The sequence below is a fragment of the Actinocorallia longicatena genome (genome assembly GCF_039534125.1).
Lineage (GTDB): Bacteria > Actinomycetota > Actinomycetes > Streptosporangiales > Streptosporangiaceae > Actinocorallia > Actinocorallia longicatena.
This window is the reverse complement of sequence record NZ_BAAAUV010000045.1, coordinates 16170-34810: the sequence shown is the minus strand read 5'-3', so window position 1 is coordinate 34810 and position 18641 is coordinate 16170. Positions and strand designations below refer to the sequence as shown.

The following is an 18641-nucleotide window of genomic DNA, read 5'->3' as shown; positions in this document are numbered from 1 at the left end:
AGCCCGTTCCCGCAGCTCAGGGGCATACTTCCTCGGTGGTGCCATAACTCCTCACCCTTCCAGGTATCGGAGCCTCCAACCAACTCGGGGTGGCCCACACGATCTTGGTGTGTCGCTGTCGAACCCTTGCCGACCTGCGGGTGATGCATTGCACAGCACTTACGGTCGCGTAGGTTTGTGTGCAGGGTGCACAGTATTTTGGTGGATGAGATTCGGGCTTATGTGGCGTTGGGGGACAGTTTCACCGAGGGGTTGAACGATCCCGGGGTGATGGGTGAGTTCCGGGGATGGGCGGACCGGCTCGCGGAGTACATCGAGCGGGCGCAGCCCGGGCTGCGGTACGCGAACCTGGCGGTGCGGGGGAAGCTGCTCGGCCAGATCGCCGACGAGCAGGTGCCGGTGGCGGTGGGGATGCGGCCCGATCTGGTGTCGATCTCGGCGGGCGGCAACGACATGCTGCGGCCCGGGGCCGATCCTGACGTGATCGCCGCGCGGTTCTACGCGGCGGCCAGGGAGCTGCGCGGTAGCGGGGCCGAGGTGCTCGTGTTCACCGGGTTCGATCCGGCGCTGCGGAGCGTCAACGGGCGGGCGAGCGCGCGGTGGCGCGGGAAGGTCGCGACGCTGAACGTGCATCTGCGGTCGATCGCCGACCGGCTGGACCTGCGGGTCGTGGACCTGTGGTCGATGCCGGAGCTGTGCGACGACGGGGCCTGGGACGAGGACCGGCTGCACATGACGCCCGAAGGCCATCGGCGGCTCGCGGTGGCCATCGCCGAGTTCCTGGACGTCCCGACCGGTGAGGAGTGGCGGGGGGAGTGGCCCGAGCGGGTCGTCCTGCCGTGGCGCGAGGCCAAGCAGGCCGACCTGCACTGGGCGAGGACCTACCTGCTGCCCTGGGTGCAGCGGCGGATCAAGGGGCGGTCCTCGGGCGACGGCCGGGTGGCCAAGCGGCCCGAGCTGGCACCGGTCCTCACCGACCACGACCGCTGAGGGGGCCCGGCCCCCGCGACGGTCCGCCGCGGGGGCCGGGAGTCCGGTCAGGGGCGGCTCCTGCCGCGCATCGACTTGTGGATGATCTTCCACTTGCGCTCCTGCTCGGCACGGAGCCGGGCGTCGGTGCGCGAGGCCATCCAGGACGCCTCGCGCTGGAGCTTGTGCCAGGACAGCAGCCGGCGTTCGGGAAGGATCCCCTCCTCGACGGCCGCGCGGACGGCGCATCCCGGCTCGGAATCGTGGGAGCAGTCGGAGAAGCGGCACCGCTCCGCGAGCTCCTCGACGTCGCTGAAGGCCTGGGCGAGGCCCTCCTCGGCGTGCAGGCCGATACTGCGCAGCCCCGGGGTGTCGATGATCATCCCACCGCCCGGAAGGAGCAGGAGCTCCCGGTGGACGGTGGTGTGGCGGCCCCGGCCGTCCGCCTCGCGGATCGCCTGGGTCTCCATCGCCTCGGCCCCCGACAGGGCGTTGACCAGCGTGGACTTGCCGGCGCCCGACCGTCCCAGCAGGACGGCGGTCCTGCCCGGACGCAACCTTACTATGTCAAGGCCGTCGCCCGTGTGCGAGGAGACGGCCACGACCTCCGCCCCGGGGGCGGCCTCGGCGACGACCTCGAGATCGACGTCGGCGAGATCGGCCTTGGTGATCACGACGACCGGCTGGGCGCCGGACTCCCAGGCCAGGGCCAGGAGCCGTTCGATGCGGCCGAGGTCGACCGAGGGGACGGCCGGCTCGGCGATGTAGACGAGATCCACGTTGGCGGCGAGGACCTGGCCGTGCGAGGTGCCGGGCGTCACCCCGGCCCGGACGATCGCCGTCCGGCGCGGCAGCACCGAGACGATCTCCTGGGTCGAGGGGTCGATCGCGACCCAGTCGCCGACGCACGGCAGCGCCACGGGATCCTGGGCGGAGGCGCGCCGCAGCGCACCGGAGAAGGACACGCGGAGCTCGCCGTCCGCACCGAGGACGTCGCACGCCCCGCGGTCGACACGGGTCACCCGCGCGGGAAGAAACTCAGGCCCGACGGAGAAGGAGTCGTCGAAACCGAGGTCGAGAAGTGTGGTTGCCAACGGAAGTGGCGCCTTTCGGACACGGCGCCCCGCCTGCGTTAGGAAGCTCGGCGGACGCCTGGGAGAACCGGATTCGAGGGCACGCCCACGACAACGACCGTCTTCACGTGGCAGCTCCTTCCGTCCCGTCCCGCGTCCTTCGCGGCGGCCATCAGGGTATCCGAGCCGCTCCCGGGACGCCAACGCCTTTGATGCCCGCACCCGCCAATCAACTGACATAACCCACGTCTCAGGGGCATAGTCGGACAATGGCCAAGCTGACCTCCACCGACGAGAAGCCGTTCACGCTCGAGAAGGGCTCGACGGCCCCGGCGGACCACGCGTCCCGCCTCGTCGAGCACCTGCCGGTCGTCTCGGTCAAGTCGGTGCTCGCGGGGGCCAACCGCAAGGGGAAGTTCAAGGGCGCCTCCGACTTCTGGGACGGCACCCCGCCCGCCCGCACCGAGTGGTTCACCTTCGACGCCGACGACACCGCCGACCCGCTCTGGCAGCCGCAGGGGCTGACCTGCGGCTCCGACGGCGGCGGCGACGCCCCCGACGCCTTCCTCGTGAGCTGGTACAAGAAGACCTCCAAGACCGACGACGCCGCCCAGGCCGTCCGGCTGTCGTTCTTCGATCCCGACCGCACGAGCCCCAGGTACCGCCATGTCCTGCTGGTCGTCCCGACCGCCGGCGGCGACTACGACCCGTTGAGGATCCATGCCGGCGGGATCGCCTGGTACGGGAACCTCCTCTACGTCGCCGACACGATGCGCGGCTTCCGGATCTTCGACATGAGCCGGATCCTGGACGTCCCGAACATCGCGGGCGACACCCTCGTGGGACGGTCCGGCAACGGCTTCCACGCCCTCGGCTACAGCCACGTCATGCCGCAGGTCGGGTCGTGGCGGCTCACGACCAAGAACGCCGCCCGCTTCTCCTTCGTCTCGATCGACCGCAGCCACGCCCCCGACCTGCTGGTCTCCGGCGAGTACAGCAAGGACGGCTTCGGCCGGGTGGCCCGCTGGGCGCTGAGGCCCGACGGTTCGCTCGTCACCGACGAGGCGGGCAAGGCCGTCCCGGTCGACTCCTTCAAGGTGCCCGTCCACCGGGTCCAGGGCGCCGTCACCTTCGACGGCAGGTGGTACCTCAGCCAGTCGCGCGGCACCTCCGCCAACGCGACCCTCCTCACCGGCAAGCCCGAGGCCCTGACCGGCCGCGCCTTCCCGGTCGGCCCCGAGGACCTCACCGTCTGGCGCGAACGCAAGATGCTCTGGAGCGTCACCGAGTTCGACCGCCGCCGCCGCGCCGTCTTCGGCGTGCCCCTCTAACTCGGATTGTCAGTGGCGGTCGGCATGATGGGAAGGTGCGGATCGCGGTCGGGCTGGTAGGGGAGCGGGGCGGGGCTCTTCAGCGGCTCGGCGAGGACGGGGTGCCGCTCGGGCCGGTGCGGCGGGTCGAGGATCTGGCCGGGGCCGTGCGGGAGCTCGAGGCGGACGCTCCCCGGTGGGTGTGGGAGGCCTCGTCCCGGGTCTATCCGCGGCTGCTCGCGGCCGGGGTGCGGGTGGAGCGGTGCCATGATCTGGAGCTGGTCGAGGCCCTGCTGCTGGGGTTCGACGGCCGGTTCGGTGATCCGCGGTCGGTGCCGGCGGCGCTGGCCAGGCTGCGGGGGCTGGCCGTTCCCGAGGACGAGGCCGACGACGATCAGCCGTCGCTGTTCGGGGAGCGGGCCGAGACCTCCGTGGAGGACGTCGTCGCGGTCCACGCCGCTCAGCTCGCCGGGCTGGAGGCGCGGGAGGGCGGCGGGCGGCTGCGGCTGCTGGCGGCGGCCGAGTCGGCGGGCGGGCTGGTCGCGGCGGAGATGTCACGGGCCGGGCTGCCGTGGCGGGCCGACGTCCACGACGAGCTGCTGAGCGGGATGCTCGGGCCGCGTCCGGGCCCCGGGATGCGGCCGAAGGTGCTGCAGGGGCTGGCCGACCGGATCGCGGCGGAGTTCGGCGGGCACGTCAATCCCGACTCGCCGCAGCAGCTCCTCAAGGCCTTCGCCGGGGCGGGGTTCACGATCACCTCGACCCGGGCGCACGTGCTGAGGCAGATCGAGCATCCGGCGGTGCCGTACCTGCTGGAGTACAAGGAGCTGTCGCGGATGTACACCGCGCACGGCTGGTCGTGGCTCGACACCTGGGCGAAGGACGGGCGGTTCCGGGCCGAGTACCTGGTCGGCGGCGTCGTGTCGGGGCGGTGGGCCACGCGGGGCGGCGGCGCCCTGCAGATCCCGAAGGTGCTGCGCAGGGCCGTGATCGCCGATCCGGGTTGGGTGCTGGTCGTCGCCGACGCCGCCCAGCTGGAGCCGAGGGTCCTGGCCGCGCTCGCCGGCGACGCGGCGTTCGCGGCGGCCGCCGCCCAGGGGGATCTGTACGCGGCCCTGGCGGAGGCGTTCACCGCGACGCCCGGCGGCCAGAGTCCGCGCGACAAGGCCAAGATCGCGATGCTGTCGGCGATGTACGGGGGCGGCACAGGCGAGGCCGTCCAGCTTCTGGCGGTGCTGCGGCACCGGTTCCCCCGTGCGTTCGCCTACGTCGAGAACGCGGCCAGGGCGGGGGAGCGGGGCGAGCTGGTCCGCTCGCTGCTGGGTCGCACGTGCCCGGCCGCCAGCGCGGAGTTCCGCGACCTGATCACCACGGAGGCGGGCCGGTCGGCCGCCGCCTCGCGCGGCCGCTTCACCCGCAACTTCGTGGTGCAGGGGACGGCCGCGGAATGGGCGCTGGCACTGATGGCCTCGCTGCGCCGCCGGCTGGCCGCGCACAAGGCCCATCTGGTGTTCTTCCAGCACGACGAGGTGATCGTCCACGCCCCGGAGGCCGAGGCCGCCGCCGTGACGGCCGCCATCGGCGAGGCGGCGCTGGAGGCCGCCCGCCTCCTGTTCGGCCCCACCCCGGTCATCTTCCCGATGGAGATCGCCACCGTCGCCTGCTACGCCGACGCCAAGTGAGCCGGTACGCCAAGTGGGTAGGGGAGATCCATGGAAGAAAATCTCGAAGTCGCGGATCTCGACAAGCTGTCCTCCGGCGAGCTGCACGACCGGGCGGTGCGCCAGGCGGTGCAGCGGCGCGACTTCGGGTTCCTGTGGCGGCTGCTGAAAGAGATCCCGGCGGCCGAGGCCGCGACCAGCGACGCCCAGCGAGCCGAGACCGACATTCTGCGCGTCTCCGGCCTGGTCACCGACTTCTTCGGCGCGGGCGAGGGCGAGCTGGCCGACGCCCTGCGCCCCGTCTACCTGGACTACCTGACCTCCCGCCCGTGAGCCGCCGGGGTCAGGAGGCGCCGGGCAGCCCCGCCGCGACGCCGTTCAGGACGCGTTGCAGGCCGTACTCGAAGGCCTCGTCCTGGACCATGTGGGGCTGTTCCGCCTCGATGATGACGCGGTTGAACTGCGGGTACTTGCCGCTCTCCAGCAGGCCGCGGACGTAGCCGGAGTTGAGCCGCATCCACTCCTCGACGGTCAGTCCCACCTCGGCCAGGCGCCGGGTCTGGGCGACCTCCTGACGGGCGAAGCCCCTGGCGTAGGAGTTGACGAGGCCGATCGCGAGCATGATCTCGTCGATCGGCAGGTCGAGTTCGGACATCAGGCCGAGGACGTGCTCGGTGTACCCGATGCCCTTGGGGCCGAAGTAGGGGCCCTCGTTGAGCAGCATCAGCATCCACGGATGGCGCAGCGCGTGGTCGCGGATGGTGTGGCCGAGCCAGTGCAGGCCCTCGCGCCAGGTGTCGTGGGAGACGAGCTCGATCTCCCCGACGGCCTCGTCGAGCATCAGGTCGATGAGATCGCTCTTGCTCTGGATCTGCCGGTAGACCGACATCGTGCCCCGGCCGAGCCCGGCCCCCAGCCGCCGCATGGTCAGGCCGTCGATGCCCTCCTCGTCGGCGATCTCTATGGCGTGGCGGGCCAGCTCCTCGAGCGTGATCTTGGGCGCCGGGCCGCGTGACGGCCGGGGCCGGGCCCAGATGACGGGCTGCGCCTTCTGCTCTGCCATGAGGAGATCCTTCCAGAAACCCACTTGCGTACAACGTACCCAGTTTCGTAGGCTCGGGCCAAACAACTGCGTACTACGTACTCACTTTGGAGGATCCGATGGGCGATCCCATCGTCGTCGCCGAGGGACTGCACAAGCGGTTCGGCGACACGCACGCCCTGCGCGGCCTTGACCTCGAGATCGCCGAGGGGTCCGTCTGCGGCGTCCTCGGCCCCAACGGCGCCGGGAAGACCACCGCCGTCAGAATCCTCGCGACGCTCTCCGACCCGACCGCCGGACGCGCCACCGTCGCCGGTTTCGACGTCGTCGGCCAGGCCGACGAGGTCCGCCGCAGGATCGGCCTCGCCGGGCAGAACGCCGCCATCGACGAGAAGCTGTCCGGCCGCGAGAACCTGCGCATGTTCGGGCGGCTCTACCACCTGGGCGGCCGGGCGGCCCGGCAGCGGGCCGACGAGCTGCTCGACCGGTTCGACCTGGCCGAGGCCGGAGACAAGCTCGTCAAGAACTACAGCGGCGGCATGCGGCGGCGGCTCGACCTCATCACCAGCCTGATCGTCCGGCCGAGGGTCCTGTTCCTCGACGAGCCGACGACCGGGCTCGACCCGCGCAGCCGCGGCGAGATCTGGCGGTTCATCCGCGAACTCGTCACCGACGGGACGACCGTCCTGCTCACCACCCAGTACCTCGACGAGGCCGACCAGCTCGCCGGCGACATCGCGGTCGTCGACCACGGCAGGGTCGTCGCCCAGGGCAGCCCCGACGCGCTGAAGGCCACGATCGGCGACCGTCTCGACGTCGTCCTCGCCGACGCCGCGCACACCGACCGGGCCGCCAACCTCCTGGTCCGCTGGGTCGGCGCGGGCGAGCTCGACCTCACCGACACCGGCATCAGCCTGCCCGTCGCGGCCGACCTCACCCTCGTGGACGTCGTCCGCGAGCTCGACGCGGCCGGGGTGGCCTGCGCCGACGTCTCCCTCCGCCGCCCCACCCTCGACGAGGTGTTCCTGCGCCTCACCGACCGCCACGAGGTGACCGCGTGACCCCCGTCCTCCCCGAGACCCCCCTCGACCGCCTCCGCTGGACGGCCGCCGACGGCCTGACCATGATCGGCCGCAGGCTCACCCACATCAGGCACGCCCCCGGTGAGCTGATCGGCGCCCTGATCTTCCCGATCATCATGATCCTGCTGTTCGGCTACATCTTCGGCAGCGCGATCCAGGTGCCGGGCGGCGGCGACTACCGCGAGTACCTGATGCCCGGCCTGTTCGCGATGGCGACCTTCTCGGGCGTCATGGCCAACGTGATGATGGTCGCCGCCGACGTCTCCCGCGGCGTCATGGACCGCTTCCGCTCGATGCCGATCGCCCGCTGGGCCGTGCCTTTCGGGCAGTCCGGCGCCGACCTGCTCATCAGCGTCCTGACCACGTCCATGATGGTCGTCTGCGGGCTGGCGGTCGGCTGGCGCGCCCACGAGGGGCTCGGGAACACCGTCGCGGCGTTCGCCCTCATCCTGCTGATGCGCCTCGCCCTCGGCTGGGCCGGGATCTGGATCGGCCTGGCGGTCAAGGACGAGCAGACCGCCGACGCCTTCATGCCGCTGATCTTCCCGATCACGATGGTCAGCAACACCTTCGTCCCGACGGACGGGATGCCCGCCTGGCTCCGCGTCATCTCCGAGTGGAACCCCGTCTCCGCCCTGGTCGCCGCCCTCCGCGACCTGTTCGGCAACCCCGGCGCCGCGACCGGCACCGCCTGGCCGGTCCAGCACCCCATCGCCGCCTGCCTCGGCTGGACGGCCGTCCTCCTGGTCGTCTTCGTCCCGCTGTCCATCCGCGCCTACACCCGCAAGGGCCGCTGAACAGCGAAGATCCCCCGGCGGCCGCGCGCCGGGGGATCTCCTCCGTGATCTAGAGGTACTGGCCGAGAAGGCTCTCGGACGGCTTCGGCGGCGTCTCGGGGAGGTCCTCGGGCAGCAGGACGCGGATGTCGGCGTCCTCGGTGGCGGTGGTGATGCGGCGGGCCTGGAGCGAACGCGCCCGGTCGAGGATGTTGCGCATGAGCCGGGCGTTGCCGAAGGAGGAGCCGCGCGGGGCGGCGCGCAGGAGCCCGCGGACGCGCGGCTCGACGCCGTCGGCCAGGGTGAGCCCCGCCGTGGCCGCCATGAAGGCGAAGATCTCCACGAGGTTGTCGTCGGTGTAGTCGGGGAAGTCGACGACGGTCGGGAAGCGCGAGGCCAGACCCGGGTTGAAGTCGAGGAAGCGGAGCATCTCGCCCTCGTAACCGGCGACGATCACGACCAGGTCGGACCGGTGCTCCTCCATCAGCTTCAGCAGCTCCGCGACGGCCTCGTGCCCGTAGTCCTGGTAGGAGTCCGCAGGCGTCAGGGAGTAGGCCTCGTCGATGAACAGCACCCCGCCGAGCGCCCGCTCGACCGCCGCCCGCACCCGCGGCGCGGTGTGCCCGATGTACTCCCCGACCAGGTCGGCGCGGGACACCTCGACCAGATGGCCCGACGACAGCAGCCCGAGCTTGGCGTAGACGGCCGCGATCAGGCGGGCGATCGTGGTCTTGGCCGTGCCGGGGTTGCCGGTGAAGACCATGTGCCGGGTCGGGGAGCCGATCGGGATGCCCGCCTCGCGGCGCAGCTTCTCGGCCTTGGCCTCGGCGACCAGCAGATGGACCTCGTGCTTGACGTGGCCGAGCCCGATGAGGGCGTCGATCTCGGCGAGCGGGTCGCCGGGCAGCTCGACCCGGCCGGTCGCGGCGAGGGAGTCGGGCAGGTCGACCAGCAGGATCTCGTCGAGCGACTCGGTGGAGTCGACGACGCCGTCCTCGAGCACCCGCCGCGACTGCAGCGCGATCGCCCGGTCGAGCAGCGAGGTCATGATCCGGGCGTTGGTCTCGCGCGGACCGGCCTTCACCAGCGCGCGGACCCGCTCCAGCACGCCGTCGCCGAGGGTGAAGCCGCTGTCGGCGGTCTTGCCGACGAAGACCTGGACCAGCTCCTCCTCGGTCAGGTCGGGGAAGCGCACGACCTTGGTGAAGGTCCGCGACAGGTCGGCGTCGCCCTTCAGCAGGCCGTTGATCGAGGCGTCCGGGCCCGACAGCACCACGACCAGGTCGTCGGAGTGGTTCTGGAGCGTCGCGAGCAGGACGTCGAGGGCCTCGCGGTCGCGCGGCGACTCCGAGGTGCCCAGCGTGTGGGCGTCGTCGATCACCAGCACCCCGCCGAGCGCCCGCTCGACGGTCCGCCGGACCTTCGGCCCGCTCTCGGAGGTGTACTCGCCGACCAGATCGGCCCGGTCGACCTCGACGAGATGCCCGGTCGACAGCACGCCGAGCTCGGCGTAGATCCGGCCGAGGATCCGCGCGACCCGGGTCTTGCCGGTGCCGTGGTTGCCGGTGAAGACCAGGTGCCGCGGCCGCGACGCGACCGCCATCCCGGCCTCGCGCCGCATCTTGGCGGCCTTGGCCTCGGCGACCAGCGCGGCGATCTCCCGCTTGACCGGCTCGATCCCGGCGCACGCCGCCAGCTCGGCCAGCGGGTCCACCGACCCGGCCGGCCCGCCCGGCACGAACCGCTGCGGCAGGTCGGCCGCCGTGACGGTCCTGCCGCGCTTGGTGCGGGTGCGCACGGACGCCGCCGCCTGGTCGGCGAGGAACTCCACCAGGCGGGCGTTGCGCAGGTTGAGCATCGGGGGAGTGCGGGTCAGCAGCACCCCGGCCTTCCCCGCGACGGTCCGCGACACGTTCAGGCCGCGCGCCCGCACCGCCCGCACGAACAGGTCGGCGTAGGCGTCCTCGGTCAGTTCGGTCGTCCGGGTGACGTTGAAGGACTGCACGAGCCCCGGGTTGGCGGCGAACAGCCGCTCCTGCCCGCCGACCCGGCACAGCGCCACGACGTTCAGCGCCGGGATGCGCGCGAGCATCCGGCGCAGCTCCTCGACGACCGCCGGACCGCACCGGTCGTAGGTGAGCAGCTTCTCGAGGTCGTCGATGACCAGCAGCTGCCGGCCGTCGACGCACTCCTTGACCCGTGCCTGAAGCCACAGGACGGCGTCGGAGAGGTTCAGGGTCGCGAACACCTGGTCGGAGATCCACAGGGTGTCGCGGATCTTCCCGGCGTCGACCAGCGCCCGTTCCAGGACCGTCACCGAGGTGCCCTTGCCGGTGCCCTCGGCGCCCGAGACCAGCAGCCGGACCGGGCCCGCGGCCTTGAGGCTCTCGCGGATCGCCCGCACCAGGTCGGCCTGGCCGACCAGCGCCTCGCCCGCGGGATCGGCCGCGGCCTCCTCGGCCGCGTCGGCCTTGGCCGTGGCCGGCGGAAACCGGGTGACCAGCGGGTTCTGGATGATCGTCCGCTTGGTGAACATGCGCCGCAGGTCGGTCTGGAACCAGCGGACCGGCACCTGGGTGGTCGGGCTCGCGGCCGTCTCCGGCAGGCCCTGCACACAGCCGGTGATCCGGACGGCCATGTCGAGCCAGGCCCGGCACGCCTCGGCCTCGCCCGCGACCAGGCCGCGCGCCAGCCACGCCCTGATCTCGTGCTGCCAGGGCTCCACCGCCCAGGTCTCGCGCAGCGCGTCCATCCGCGCGCCGATCGACTCGTAGCGGCCCGCCCCGGCGGCCAGGGCGAGATCGGCCGGCGCCTGCACCTGGGCGGCCTGCAGCAGCACCCGGGCGAGCGCCAGCTCGACGTCCTCGTTCGGGACGACCGAGGACAGCCGCTCGTGGACGGCGGTGAAGCCCTCGACGGCCCACCGCAGATAGCCGACGGTGCCCATCAGCTCCGGCAGCGCGGTGAGGATCTCCTCGTCGGCGCGGTCGGCCCAGAGCTGCTCCAGCTCGCCCAGCGGACGCGCCAGATCGGCCTCGGGGTCCTGCCGGTCGAACAGGGTGATCAGCGCCCGCCGCCGGGGCTCCAGCGGCTCCAGCCCCTCGAAGACGTCCAGGGCCTCGCGGCCGAGGGCGTACATCAGCGCCCGCTTCTCGCGGTCCTCGCCCGCCGGGTCGGTCATCCACAGCGCCGGCGGCCGCCACCGGCCCGACTGGGTGAACCACGCGGTCGTGTCCCGGACGGCCGGCTCCGGGCTGGCCAGGAAGTCCAGCAGCAGCTCGTAATCGACGTCGCCGCGCGTGCCCGACCGGATCGCCGACGCCCCCAGCATGAAGGTCAGCAGCGACCACATCTCCGCGCCGAGAACCGAGGCGTCCGAGGCGTAGAAACCGCTGAGGGTCCGTTTCAGCTCGGCCGCGCGGGGGTCGCGGCTGAACGTCATCGCCCGGTCCTTCATCTCCTCCAGCAGCCCGTCCGGGACCCGCCAGGGAGTTCCGTGGGAGTAGAGATCGAAGACCGGCTCGTCGGTGACCAGCAGTTCGAGATGTTCGGGAAGTCGGGGGGCGGTCATGTCTCCAACCCTAACGCCGCGCCGCGACCCGGCCGGAAGGCGACGGCTCCGCGCCGCACCGCCCGGCCGGGACTCCTGCGGTTCACCGTGATCAGGCCGTCCGGTAGGCCGAGGCCTGGAGGCCGTAGAGATCGGCGTACAGGCCGTCGGCCGCCATCAGCTGGTCATGGGTGCCGTGTTCCACCACCTTCCCGTGGTCGAGGACGTAGACCCGGTCGGCGTGCCGGACCGAGGCCAGCCGGTGGGTGATCAGCAGGACGGTCCGGCCGTCGGCGTGCGCTCTGATCCGCTCGAACAGGGCGTGCTCGGCGCGGGCGTCGAGGGCCGCCGACGGCTCGTCGCAGATCAGCAGGGGCTCGTCGCGGTAGAAGCCGCGCGCCGCCGCCAGCCGCTGCCACTGGCCGCCCGACAGCTCCGCGCCGTCGAAGAACCGCTTGTCCAGCAGGGTGTCGTAGCCGTGCTTCAGTTCGGCCAGCACCTCATCCGCCCCGGACGCCGCGATCGCCAGATCGACGAGCTCGTCGACGTCGGGACGGCCCATGATCACGTTCTGGCGGGCCGTCATCGGCCAGTGCGTGTGGTCCTGGGCGATCACGGCGATCCGTTCGCGCAGCACGTCGGGGTCGACCCGCCACAGCGACACGTCGTCCCAGCGGACCTCGCCGGAGTCCGGGTCGTACAGGCCGGCGAGGATCTTGGCCAGGGTGGTCTTGCCCGATCCGTTCTCGCCGACCAGCGCGATCACCTCGCCCTGCCGCAGCTCCACGCTGACCCCGTTGAGCGCGGGGGAGTCGGCGCCCGGATAGGTGAAGGTCACCTCGTCGGCGACGATGGTGGAGAAGTGCCGCGGCGGGACGAGCAGCTCGTCGGTCCTGGCCGGGCCGCGCCCGCTCGCCGAGGCGCAGAACTCCAGGTAGTCGCCGAAGTACAAGCCCTCCTCGTAGGTGCGGTTGACGGCGTAGACGAGGTTGGCCAGGGAGCTCTTGCCGGTGCGGATCGCCAGCACCGCCGTCCCCGCGACGGCCAGCGGCATCACCCCGCGCCACAGCAGCACACCCAGCGCGAGGTAGACCAGAGCGGTCGCGACCCCCTGCAGGGCCTCGCCCGCGGCCCTGGCGTAGGTCATCCGCCGGGTCACGTCGAGCTCGACGTCCCGCTCGTTCCTGGCCAGCCTGCCGTACTGGCCGAGCAGCATGTCGCGGACGGTGAACGAGCGGACCTCGGCCGCCTGGTTCCGGTTGGTCATCAATTCGGCGAGGATCCACCGGCGCCGCCGCGACGCCGACAGCTCGAGCTGGACGTTGTAGCGCATCCGGGCCGCCCGCATCGCCGCCCACGCCTCCGGGACGGCCGTCAGGATCAGCAGCGGCAGCAGGATCGGATGCAGCACGCCCAGCGCCCCCGCCGCCGCGACGAGCCCGACCAGGCCCGTGAGCACGTCGACGGTGTAGAGCACGACCGAGCTGGCCGACATGATCCCCCGGCTGCGCGCCCGGTTCAGCTCGTCCAGGAACTCCGAGTCGTCGAGCGCGGCGAGCTGCACCGAGGTGGTGAGCTCGTACAGGCGCATCTCCACGACCTGTTCGATCTGCGGCTCGAGCCGGGCCTGGGCCCAGCCCGCCCCGGTCCTGAGCGCCCCCTGGGCGGTGTAGGCGACCGCGACGAGCGCCAGCGCCGGCAGGGCGCCGCGCACCTTGTCGGGGGTGGGCCCGGCGGCGAACAGGGCGTTGAGCACCCCGGTCGTGGCCAGCAGGCCGAAGGTGGTGAACACACCGGCCACGAGGTTGAGGCCGATCGTGGTGGCGGTGTCGCGCCGGTTGGCCTGCCAGGCCAGCCGCAGCGACTGGGAGATCAGCGCGGGCAGCCGCCGCGCGACCTGTGTGACCTTCGTCTCCGCGAGCTCGCTCGCATGGACGATCCAGCGGTTCTGCACGAGCTTCGGGAGCTCGTCCTCCAGCGGAACCCTTGTTTTCCGTGCGCGTCTGAACAGCCGTTTCGGCCGCATGTCCCTCCCGACCCTGGATGACACCCGCTCCGCCAGTGTCACCCCGCAGTACGACGTTTTTCGTGTCGTCTCGTACGTGCGAGCGGAAGAGAGTTGATTCGGAAGAACGACGCGCCGGGAGATGTCGTCTCATAGCGTATAAAGCATGACCGACCAGGATGGAGTGAGGCACATGGCGCCCCAGTTCGCGCCGACCACACCGGACTTTCCCCACAGGCCGCCGGCCTCCCGTGACCGCCGCAAGTGGTTCTGGAGGATCCCGCTGCTCCTGGTGCTCGTGCTCCTGGTCGCGTTCGTCGCCGGCTACTTCACGCTCAACGGCCGCCTGCAGCACGAGAAGGCGCTCGCGGGCTACTCCGGCAGGATCGGAGACACCCCGGGCACCAACTGGCTCATCGTCGGCTCCGACAGCCGCAAGGGCCTTTCCAAGGCCGACAAGAAGCGGCTGCGGACCGGCAGCGCCGAGGGCAAGCGCACCGACTCGATCATGCTGCTGCACTACGGCGACGGCGGCACCACGCTGCTGAGCATTCCGCGCGACTCCTACGTCGCGATCCCCGGCCACGGCAACGACAAGATCAACGCCGCCTACGCCTTCGGCGGCTCGCCGCTGCTGGTCCAGACGGTGGAGAAGGCCACCGGCATCCACATCGACCACTACGCCGAGATCGGCTTCAACGGCTTCGTCGGCGTGGTCGACGCGGTCGGCGGCGTCAAGCTGTGCGTGAAGTCCCCGGTGAAGGACCCCAAGGCGGGCATCGACCTGAAGGCCGGCTGCCAGAACCTCAAGGGCACCGACGCCCTCGGCTACGTGCGCACCCGCAAGTTCGCCCAGGGCGACCTCGAGCGGGTCAAGCACCAGCGGGAGTTCTTCTCCGCCCTGATCAGCAAGGCGTCCTCGCCCGGCACCCTGCTCAACCCGTTCCGGAGCATCCCGCTGGCCTACAACGCCAGCGGCAACTTCACCGTCGACGACGGCGACGACCTGTACGACCTCAGCCGGATGATGCTGGCGATGCGCGGGGTCTCCGGCGGCGAGGGCAAGACGCTGAGCGTCCCGTTCGGGAGCTTCGGCAGCAGCGCCGCCTCGGGCTCCTACATCAACTGGGACCGGACGAAGTCCCAGCAACTGTTCAACGCGCTCAAGGCCGACAAACCGATCCCCGCGGGGATCAGCTAAACAACGTCTCAAGTAAATCTTTACGTTCGGCGATGTCCACCCTGGCACGTCCACGGGGAATCACTCTGGGTGACTGAGTGTGAACCTAGCGTGGTAGGGGTCGAAATGATGAAGAAGTACCTCAAGTGGGCCAGCATCGCGTTCCTCGTCTGGTACGTCGTCAATCGTCCCGACGGCGCCGCAAGCGTCGTCCAGGGAACTCTCAACGGTCTCGGCGGTGCGGCCGACTCCGTGTCGACGTTCATGACGAGCGCGATCCCGTAGCTCCACCCGAACGCAGGACCCCCGTCGCCAAACGGCGCCGGGGGTTTTTCGGCATGTCCGAGTGTGGTCACGCTCCGTGCAAATTGCCCCGAGAATGTCATGCCGGGAGTGTTCTGTGTCGTCTCGATCCACCGCGAACGAGACGACTGTCCAACCCCTCCCGCCTGGTCTTTCCCGAGGTCAGGGCGCCTGCGCCGCCAGCGGATCGCATGAGCGCGAAAACCCTTGTGGCTACTGGGCTCCTGCCACGTGCGGCGACGTCTTACGATGGGCATACATCGTGGCGATGGGGCCACACAAAGGTCTCTTTGCGGGCATCCAACTGGTGGGCACAACTGAATCGGGTCAGTGTGTCACTGCGTAACAAGAGGGACGGCGCCTGATGAACAAGAACGTCCGCTATGTGGCGATTGCCTTCGTCATCTTCTACCTGCTCAGCCAGCCGAAAGCTGCAGCGCAGGTGGTGAACAACGCGTTCGCCGCGGTCGGTGACGCCGGCACGCAGCTCGCGATGTTCGTCAACACCCTGGGTACCTGAGCTCGGGAAGCACCGAAGCGGGCACGGCGACGACGCCGTGCCCGGACGGGACTCGTAAGATCACGGCATGAGTGCTCTCAACGTGGACATCGAGTCCCTTCAGGGGGGACCGGCCGACCTGGCCCAGTACCAGGGCAAGGCCGTACTGGTGGTGAACGTCGCCTCCAAGTGCGGCCTCACCCCCCAGTACGCCGGCCTCGAACGCCTCCAGGAGGCCTACGCCTCCCGCGGCTTCACCGTGCTGGGCGTTCCCTGCAACCAGTTCCTCGGCCAGGAGCCCGGCTCCGCCGAGGAGATCGCGACCTTCTGTTCCTCCACCTACGGCGTGACGTTCCCGCTCACCGAGAAGATCGAGGTGAACGGGCCGGACCGCCACCCCCTCTACCGTGTGCTGGTGGACGTCGCCGACGCCACGGGCCACTCCGGCGACATCCGCTGGAACTTCGAGAAGTTCCTCATCTCCCCGGACGGCACGGTCACGCGGTTCTCGCCGCAGACCGAGCCCGACGACGACACCCTCGTCGCCGCCGTGGAGAAGGCCCTGCCCGCCTGACGGCGATCAAGGCCGAGACGATACGGTGATATGCACCACATTGCCGCTGTTACATGATCGGTCTAAATTCACCCTCACATTTCTCTGAGGGAAGGCCTGGCATGGGCGGCTGGACGACGGCGGACATCCCCGACCTGAACGGCAAGCGGGTGATCGTCACCGGTGCCAACAGCGGCATCGGCTACCACGCCGCGCTGCGGTTCGCGGCAGCCGGGGCCGAGGTGGTCCTGGCCTGCCGCAACCCCGGACGGGGAGAGGCCGCCCTCCAGCGGATCAAGGACGCCTCGCCCGGCGCGGCGGTCTCGCTCGCCGCCCTCGACCTGTCCTCGCTGCAGTCGGTGCGCGACTTCGCCGCCGCGCAGGTCAAGGAGCCGCTCGACCTCCTGATCAACAACGCGGGCGTCATGGCGATCCCGCGCGCCGAGACCGCCGACGGCTTCGAGATGCAGCTCGGCACCAACCACCTCGGCCACTTCGCCCTCACCGGGCTGCTGCTCCCCGCCCTGCTGGAGCGGTCCGGGGCGAGGGTCGTGACGGTCGGCAGCACCGCCTCGTTCTGGGGAAAGATCCGGCTGGACGACCTCATGAGCGAGAAGAAGTACGGCAAGATGGCCGCCTACGGCCAGGCCAAGCTGGCCAACCTGCTGTTCTCCGCCGAGCTGGGCCGCCGCGAACCCCGGCTGGTCAGCGTGGTCGCCCACCCCGGCTACGCCAGGACCGAGCTGATGGCCTCCGCCGTCGCCCAGACCGGCAGCCGGATCGAGGCGATCAACTACGCGATCGGCGGCTTCCTGTTCGCCCAGTCCGACGCGGCGGGCGCCCTGCCGACCGTCCGGGCGGCGCTCGACCCCGCGGCGAGGAGCGGTGAGATCTACGGCCCCCGCTTCATGATGCGGGGCGCGCCCGTCAAGGGCTTCCTCAGCCCGCGCGGCAGGGACCAGGCGATGGCCGCGAAACTGTGGGACCGCTCCGCCGAACTGACCGGCGTGCGCTTCGGCTGAACGAATCTCCACCCGGCCCGCTGATCACGCAACGATCCGCGGGCCGGACGCATGATCGGCACATTGGATCGCTGACCTGCAGTTTCTAGGCTTCTCCGCATGACCTCCTCTGTTCTCGAGCCCGCCGCGGTCTCCTCGGCCGGGAAGCTCGGCCCGACCCGCCGGCACTACCTGATGTGCCGGCCCTCGCACTTCGCCGTCACCTATGCGATCAATCCGTGGATGGACCCCGACGCCGGGGCCAGCGCGGAGACGGCCGTCGCCCAGTGGGAGGCGCTGCGGGCCGCCTACCTGTCGCTCGGGCACGAGGTCAGCCTGATCGACCCCGAGCCCGGCCTGCCCGACATGGTGTTCGCCGCCAACGGAGCCACGGTCGTGCGCGGACGCGTCTACGGCGCCTCCTTCGCCTTCGCCGAGCGCCAGGCCGAGGGCCCCGCCTACGAGGCGTGGTTCCGCGCCAACGGCTTCGGCGACGTCATGACCCCCACCTTCACCAACGAGGGCGAGGGCGACTTCCTCACCCTCGACCGGATGATCCTCGCCGGGACGGGCTTCCGCACCAGCATCGACGCGCACAAGGAGGCCCAGGAGTTCCTCGGCCTGCCGGTCGTCACCCTCCAGCTCGTCGACCCGCGCTTCTACCACCTGGACACCGCGCTGTTCGACCTCGGCCACGGGAACGTCTGCTACTTCCCCGGCGCGTTCTCCGAGGGCAGCCTCCGGGTCCTGCGCACCCTGTTCCCCGACGCCGTCCTGGCCACCGAGGAGGACGCGACCGTCCTCGGCCTCAACGCCGTCTGCGACGGCGCGAACGTCGTCATCAACGCCGAGGCCACCGGCCTCATCGCCGAGCTCCGCACCCGCGGCTACACCGTGCACCCGGTCGACCTGACCGAGCTCCGCAAGGCCGGCGGCGGCCCCAAGTGCTGCACCCTGGAGATCCGGGCCCAGACGCACTGATCTGAAGGCTTCTCGTGACCTGTGATCTTCTTCATCCCATCGGGAGGTCAAGATCGTAGGATGTCGGGGTGCCGAAGATCACTGAACCGACGGTGGCCGAGCACCGGGCACGGCAGCTGCGCGTCCTGCTCGACGCCGGCCGGACCCTGGTCGCCGAGGAGGGCCTCGAGGCACTGTCGCTGGCGGCACTGTCGCGCCGGGTCGGGCTCTCCCGGCCGAGCCTGTACGAGTACTTCGGATCCCGGGACGACCTGGTCGCCGCGATCCTCGAGGAGGAGCTCCCGGACTGGGCTGCGGCCCTGACCGAAGCGATCGGCGGGGCGGGGGAGCTGCGCGGCAAGATCGAGGCCTATGTGGCGGTCCACTTCGAGGCGGTGAGCGACGGCCGTCACGCCGCCGCGACCCGCCTGGTCGAGCACGCCCGCGCCGAACCGGCCCGCGCCCGCATCCGGGCGGGCCACACCCGGCTGCTGGCCCCGCTCACCGGGGCGCTGGAGGCGGCCGGGGTCCCCGCGCCCCGGCTGCGCGCCGCCCTCGTCCAGGGCATGATCGAGACGGCGGCCGCGCTCGCCGAGCGCGACCCCGGGGCCCGTGAACAGATCGCCGCCACCGTCGTCGACCAGGCGCTCGCCGGGCTCACGGGCGACGGCGGCTGA

General features: G+C 71.1%; 17 protein-coding genes. 13 read left to right on the top strand and 4 right to left on the bottom strand.

Annotated features, from left to right (window positions below; all coding sequences use genetic code 11):
* The first annotated feature begins 195 nt into the window (after positions 1–195).
* Positions 196–990: an SGNH/GDSL hydrolase family protein gene (locus tag ABD785_RS39275; protein WP_344839374.1), complete on the top strand. Its 795-nt coding sequence runs from the start codon at positions 196–198 to the stop codon at positions 988–990.
* A 47-nt stretch (positions 991–1037) separates the two neighbouring features.
* Here ABD785_RS39275 and rsgA read toward each other — a convergent pair whose 3' ends face one another.
* Positions 1038–2063 carry a ribosome small subunit-dependent GTPase A gene (gene rsgA / locus ABD785_RS39270; protein WP_344839372.1) on the bottom strand — a complete coding sequence of 342 codons (1026 nt, stop codon included), beginning with the start codon at positions 2061–2063 and terminating at the stop codon, positions 1038–1040.
* Positions 2064–2311: 248 nt separating this feature from the next.
* On the opposite strand from rsgA, the gene ABD785_RS39265 reads away from it, so the two are divergent.
* From ABD785_RS39265 to ABD785_RS39255, 3 genes are read left to right on the top strand one after another with little or no spacing between them, the layout of a single operon-like run.
* Complete coding sequence (locus ABD785_RS39265) at positions 2312–3373, top strand: hypothetical protein (protein ID WP_344839370.1); 1062 nt, start codon at positions 2312–2314, stop codon at positions 3371–3373.
* Positions 3374–3408: 35 nt separating this feature from the next.
* Positions 3409–5034 carry a bifunctional 3'-5' exonuclease/DNA polymerase gene (locus ABD785_RS39260; protein WP_344839368.1) on the top strand — a complete coding sequence of 542 codons (1626 nt, stop codon included), beginning with the start codon at positions 3409–3411 and terminating at the stop codon, positions 5032–5034.
* A gap of 30 nt (positions 5035–5064) precedes the next feature.
* A complete protein-coding gene (locus tag ABD785_RS39255; RefSeq protein ID WP_344839365.1) occupies positions 5065–5346 on the top strand; it encodes a hypothetical protein in 282 nt (93 codons plus the stop codon).
* A gap of 10 nt (positions 5347–5356) precedes the next feature.
* Here the strand turns inward: ABD785_RS39255 and ABD785_RS39250 are convergent, their stop codons facing one another.
* Positions 5357–6076: a TetR/AcrR family transcriptional regulator gene (locus tag ABD785_RS39250; RefSeq protein WP_344839363.1), complete on the bottom strand. Its 720-nt coding sequence runs from the start codon at positions 6074–6076 to the stop codon at positions 5357–5359.
* A 98-nt stretch (positions 6077–6174) separates the two neighbouring features.
* Here ABD785_RS39250 and ABD785_RS39245 point away from each other — a divergent pair, with 98 nt between their 5' ends.
* Both ABD785_RS39245 and ABD785_RS39240 read left to right on the top strand, forming a co-directional pair.
* Positions 6175–7116, top strand: coding sequence for an ATP-binding cassette domain-containing protein (locus ABD785_RS39245; protein WP_344839362.1), 942 nt, complete (start codon positions 6175–6177; stop codon positions 7114–7116).
* Positions 7113–7934, top strand: coding sequence for an ABC transporter permease (locus tag ABD785_RS39240; protein ID WP_344839360.1), 822 nt, complete (start codon positions 7113–7115; stop codon positions 7932–7934). The genes ABD785_RS39245 and ABD785_RS39240 overlap by 4 nt, the downstream gene beginning before the upstream one ends.
* A 49-nt stretch (positions 7935–7983) precedes the next feature.
* On the opposite strand, the gene ABD785_RS39235 is transcribed toward ABD785_RS39240, so the two are convergent.
* Together ABD785_RS39235 and ABD785_RS39230 are read right to left on the bottom strand one after the other, a co-directional pair.
* Positions 7984–11484 carry an AAA family ATPase gene (locus ABD785_RS39235; protein WP_344839358.1) on the bottom strand — a complete coding sequence of 1167 codons (3501 nt, stop codon included), beginning with the start codon at positions 11482–11484 and terminating at the stop codon, positions 7984–7986.
* Positions 11485–11575: 91 nt separating this feature from the next.
* Positions 11576–13489: an ABC transporter ATP-binding protein gene (locus tag ABD785_RS39230; protein WP_344839356.1), complete on the bottom strand. Its 1914-nt coding sequence runs from the start codon at positions 13487–13489 to the stop codon at positions 11576–11578.
* A 145-nt stretch (positions 13490–13634) separates the two neighbouring features.
* Here ABD785_RS39230 and ABD785_RS39225 point away from each other — a divergent pair, with 145 nt between their 5' ends.
* From ABD785_RS39225 to ABD785_RS39195, 7 genes are all read left to right on the top strand, one after another.
* Positions 13635–14669, top strand: a complete 1035-nt coding sequence (locus ABD785_RS39225; protein ID WP_344839354.1) for an LCP family protein — start codon at positions 13635–13637, stop codon at positions 14667–14669.
* Between the two features lie 105 nt (positions 14670–14774).
* Positions 14775–14933: a hypothetical protein gene (locus ABD785_RS39220; protein ID WP_344839351.1), complete on the top strand. Its 159-nt coding sequence runs from the start codon at positions 14775–14777 to the stop codon at positions 14931–14933.
* Between the two features lie 382 nt (positions 14934–15315).
* Entirely contained in the window at positions 15316–15471 is a 156-nt protein-coding gene (locus ABD785_RS39215; protein ID WP_344839348.1) for a hypothetical protein, read from the top strand.
* 67 nt (positions 15472–15538) lie between these two features.
* Complete coding sequence (locus ABD785_RS39210) at positions 15539–16024, top strand: glutathione peroxidase (protein WP_344839346.1); 486 nt, start codon at positions 15539–15541, stop codon at positions 16022–16024.
* A gap of 101 nt (positions 16025–16125) precedes the next feature.
* Positions 16126–17025: an oxidoreductase gene (locus ABD785_RS39205; RefSeq protein WP_344839343.1), complete on the top strand. Its 900-nt coding sequence runs from the start codon at positions 16126–16128 to the stop codon at positions 17023–17025.
* 99 nt (positions 17026–17124) lie between these two features.
* The gene (ddaH, locus tag ABD785_RS39200; RefSeq protein WP_344839341.1) at positions 17125–17985 is read left to right on the top strand and encodes a dimethylargininase; all 861 of its coding nucleotides are present in this window, start codon (positions 17125–17127) and stop codon (positions 17983–17985) included.
* A gap of 68 nt (positions 17986–18053) precedes the next feature.
* On the top strand, positions 18054–18641 hold the full coding sequence (locus tag ABD785_RS39195; protein WP_344839338.1) for a TetR/AcrR family transcriptional regulator: 588 nt from the start codon (positions 18054–18056) through the stop codon (positions 18639–18641).

Bases quoted from the DNA above. Each gene is read 5' to 3' on its own strand.
- ABD785_RS39220 (WP_344839351.1), top strand. From the start codon at position 14,775: ATGATGAAGAAGTACCTCAAGTGGGCCAGCATCGCGTTCCTCGTCTGG.
- ABD785_RS39225 (WP_344839354.1), top strand. From the start codon at position 13,635: ATGACCGACCAGGATGGAGTGAGGCACATGGCGCCCCAGTTCGCGCCG.
- ABD785_RS39215 (WP_344839348.1), top strand. From the start codon at position 15,316: ATGAACAAGAACGTCCGCTATGTGGCGATTGCCTTCGTCATCTTCTAC.
- ABD785_RS39245 (WP_344839362.1), top strand. From the start codon at position 6,175: ATGGGCGATCCCATCGTCGTCGCCGAGGGACTGCACAAGCGGTTCGGC.
- ABD785_RS39255 (WP_344839365.1), top strand. From the start codon at position 5,065: ATGGAAGAAAATCTCGAAGTCGCGGATCTCGACAAGCTGTCCTCCGGC.
- ABD785_RS39265 (WP_344839370.1), top strand. From the start codon at position 2,312: ATGGCCAAGCTGACCTCCACCGACGAGAAGCCGTTCACGCTCGAGAAG.
- ddaH (WP_344839341.1), top strand. From the start codon at position 17,125: ATGACCTCCTCTGTTCTCGAGCCCGCCGCGGTCTCCTCGGCCGGGAAG.
- ABD785_RS39235 (WP_344839358.1), bottom strand. From the start codon at position 11,484: ATGACCGCCCCCCGACTTCCCGAACATCTCGAACTGCTGGTCACCGAC.
- ABD785_RS39210 (WP_344839346.1), top strand. From the start codon at position 15,539: ATGAGTGCTCTCAACGTGGACATCGAGTCCCTTCAGGGGGGACCGGCC.
- ABD785_RS39250 (WP_344839363.1), bottom strand. From the start codon at position 6,076: ATGGCAGAGCAGAAGGCGCAGCCCGTCATCTGGGCCCGGCCCCGGCCG.
- ABD785_RS39230 (WP_344839356.1), bottom strand. From the start codon at position 13,489: ATGCGGCCGAAACGGCTGTTCAGACGCGCACGGAAAACAAGGGTTCCG.
- ABD785_RS39205 (WP_344839343.1), top strand. From the start codon at position 16,126: ATGGGCGGCTGGACGACGGCGGACATCCCCGACCTGAACGGCAAGCGG.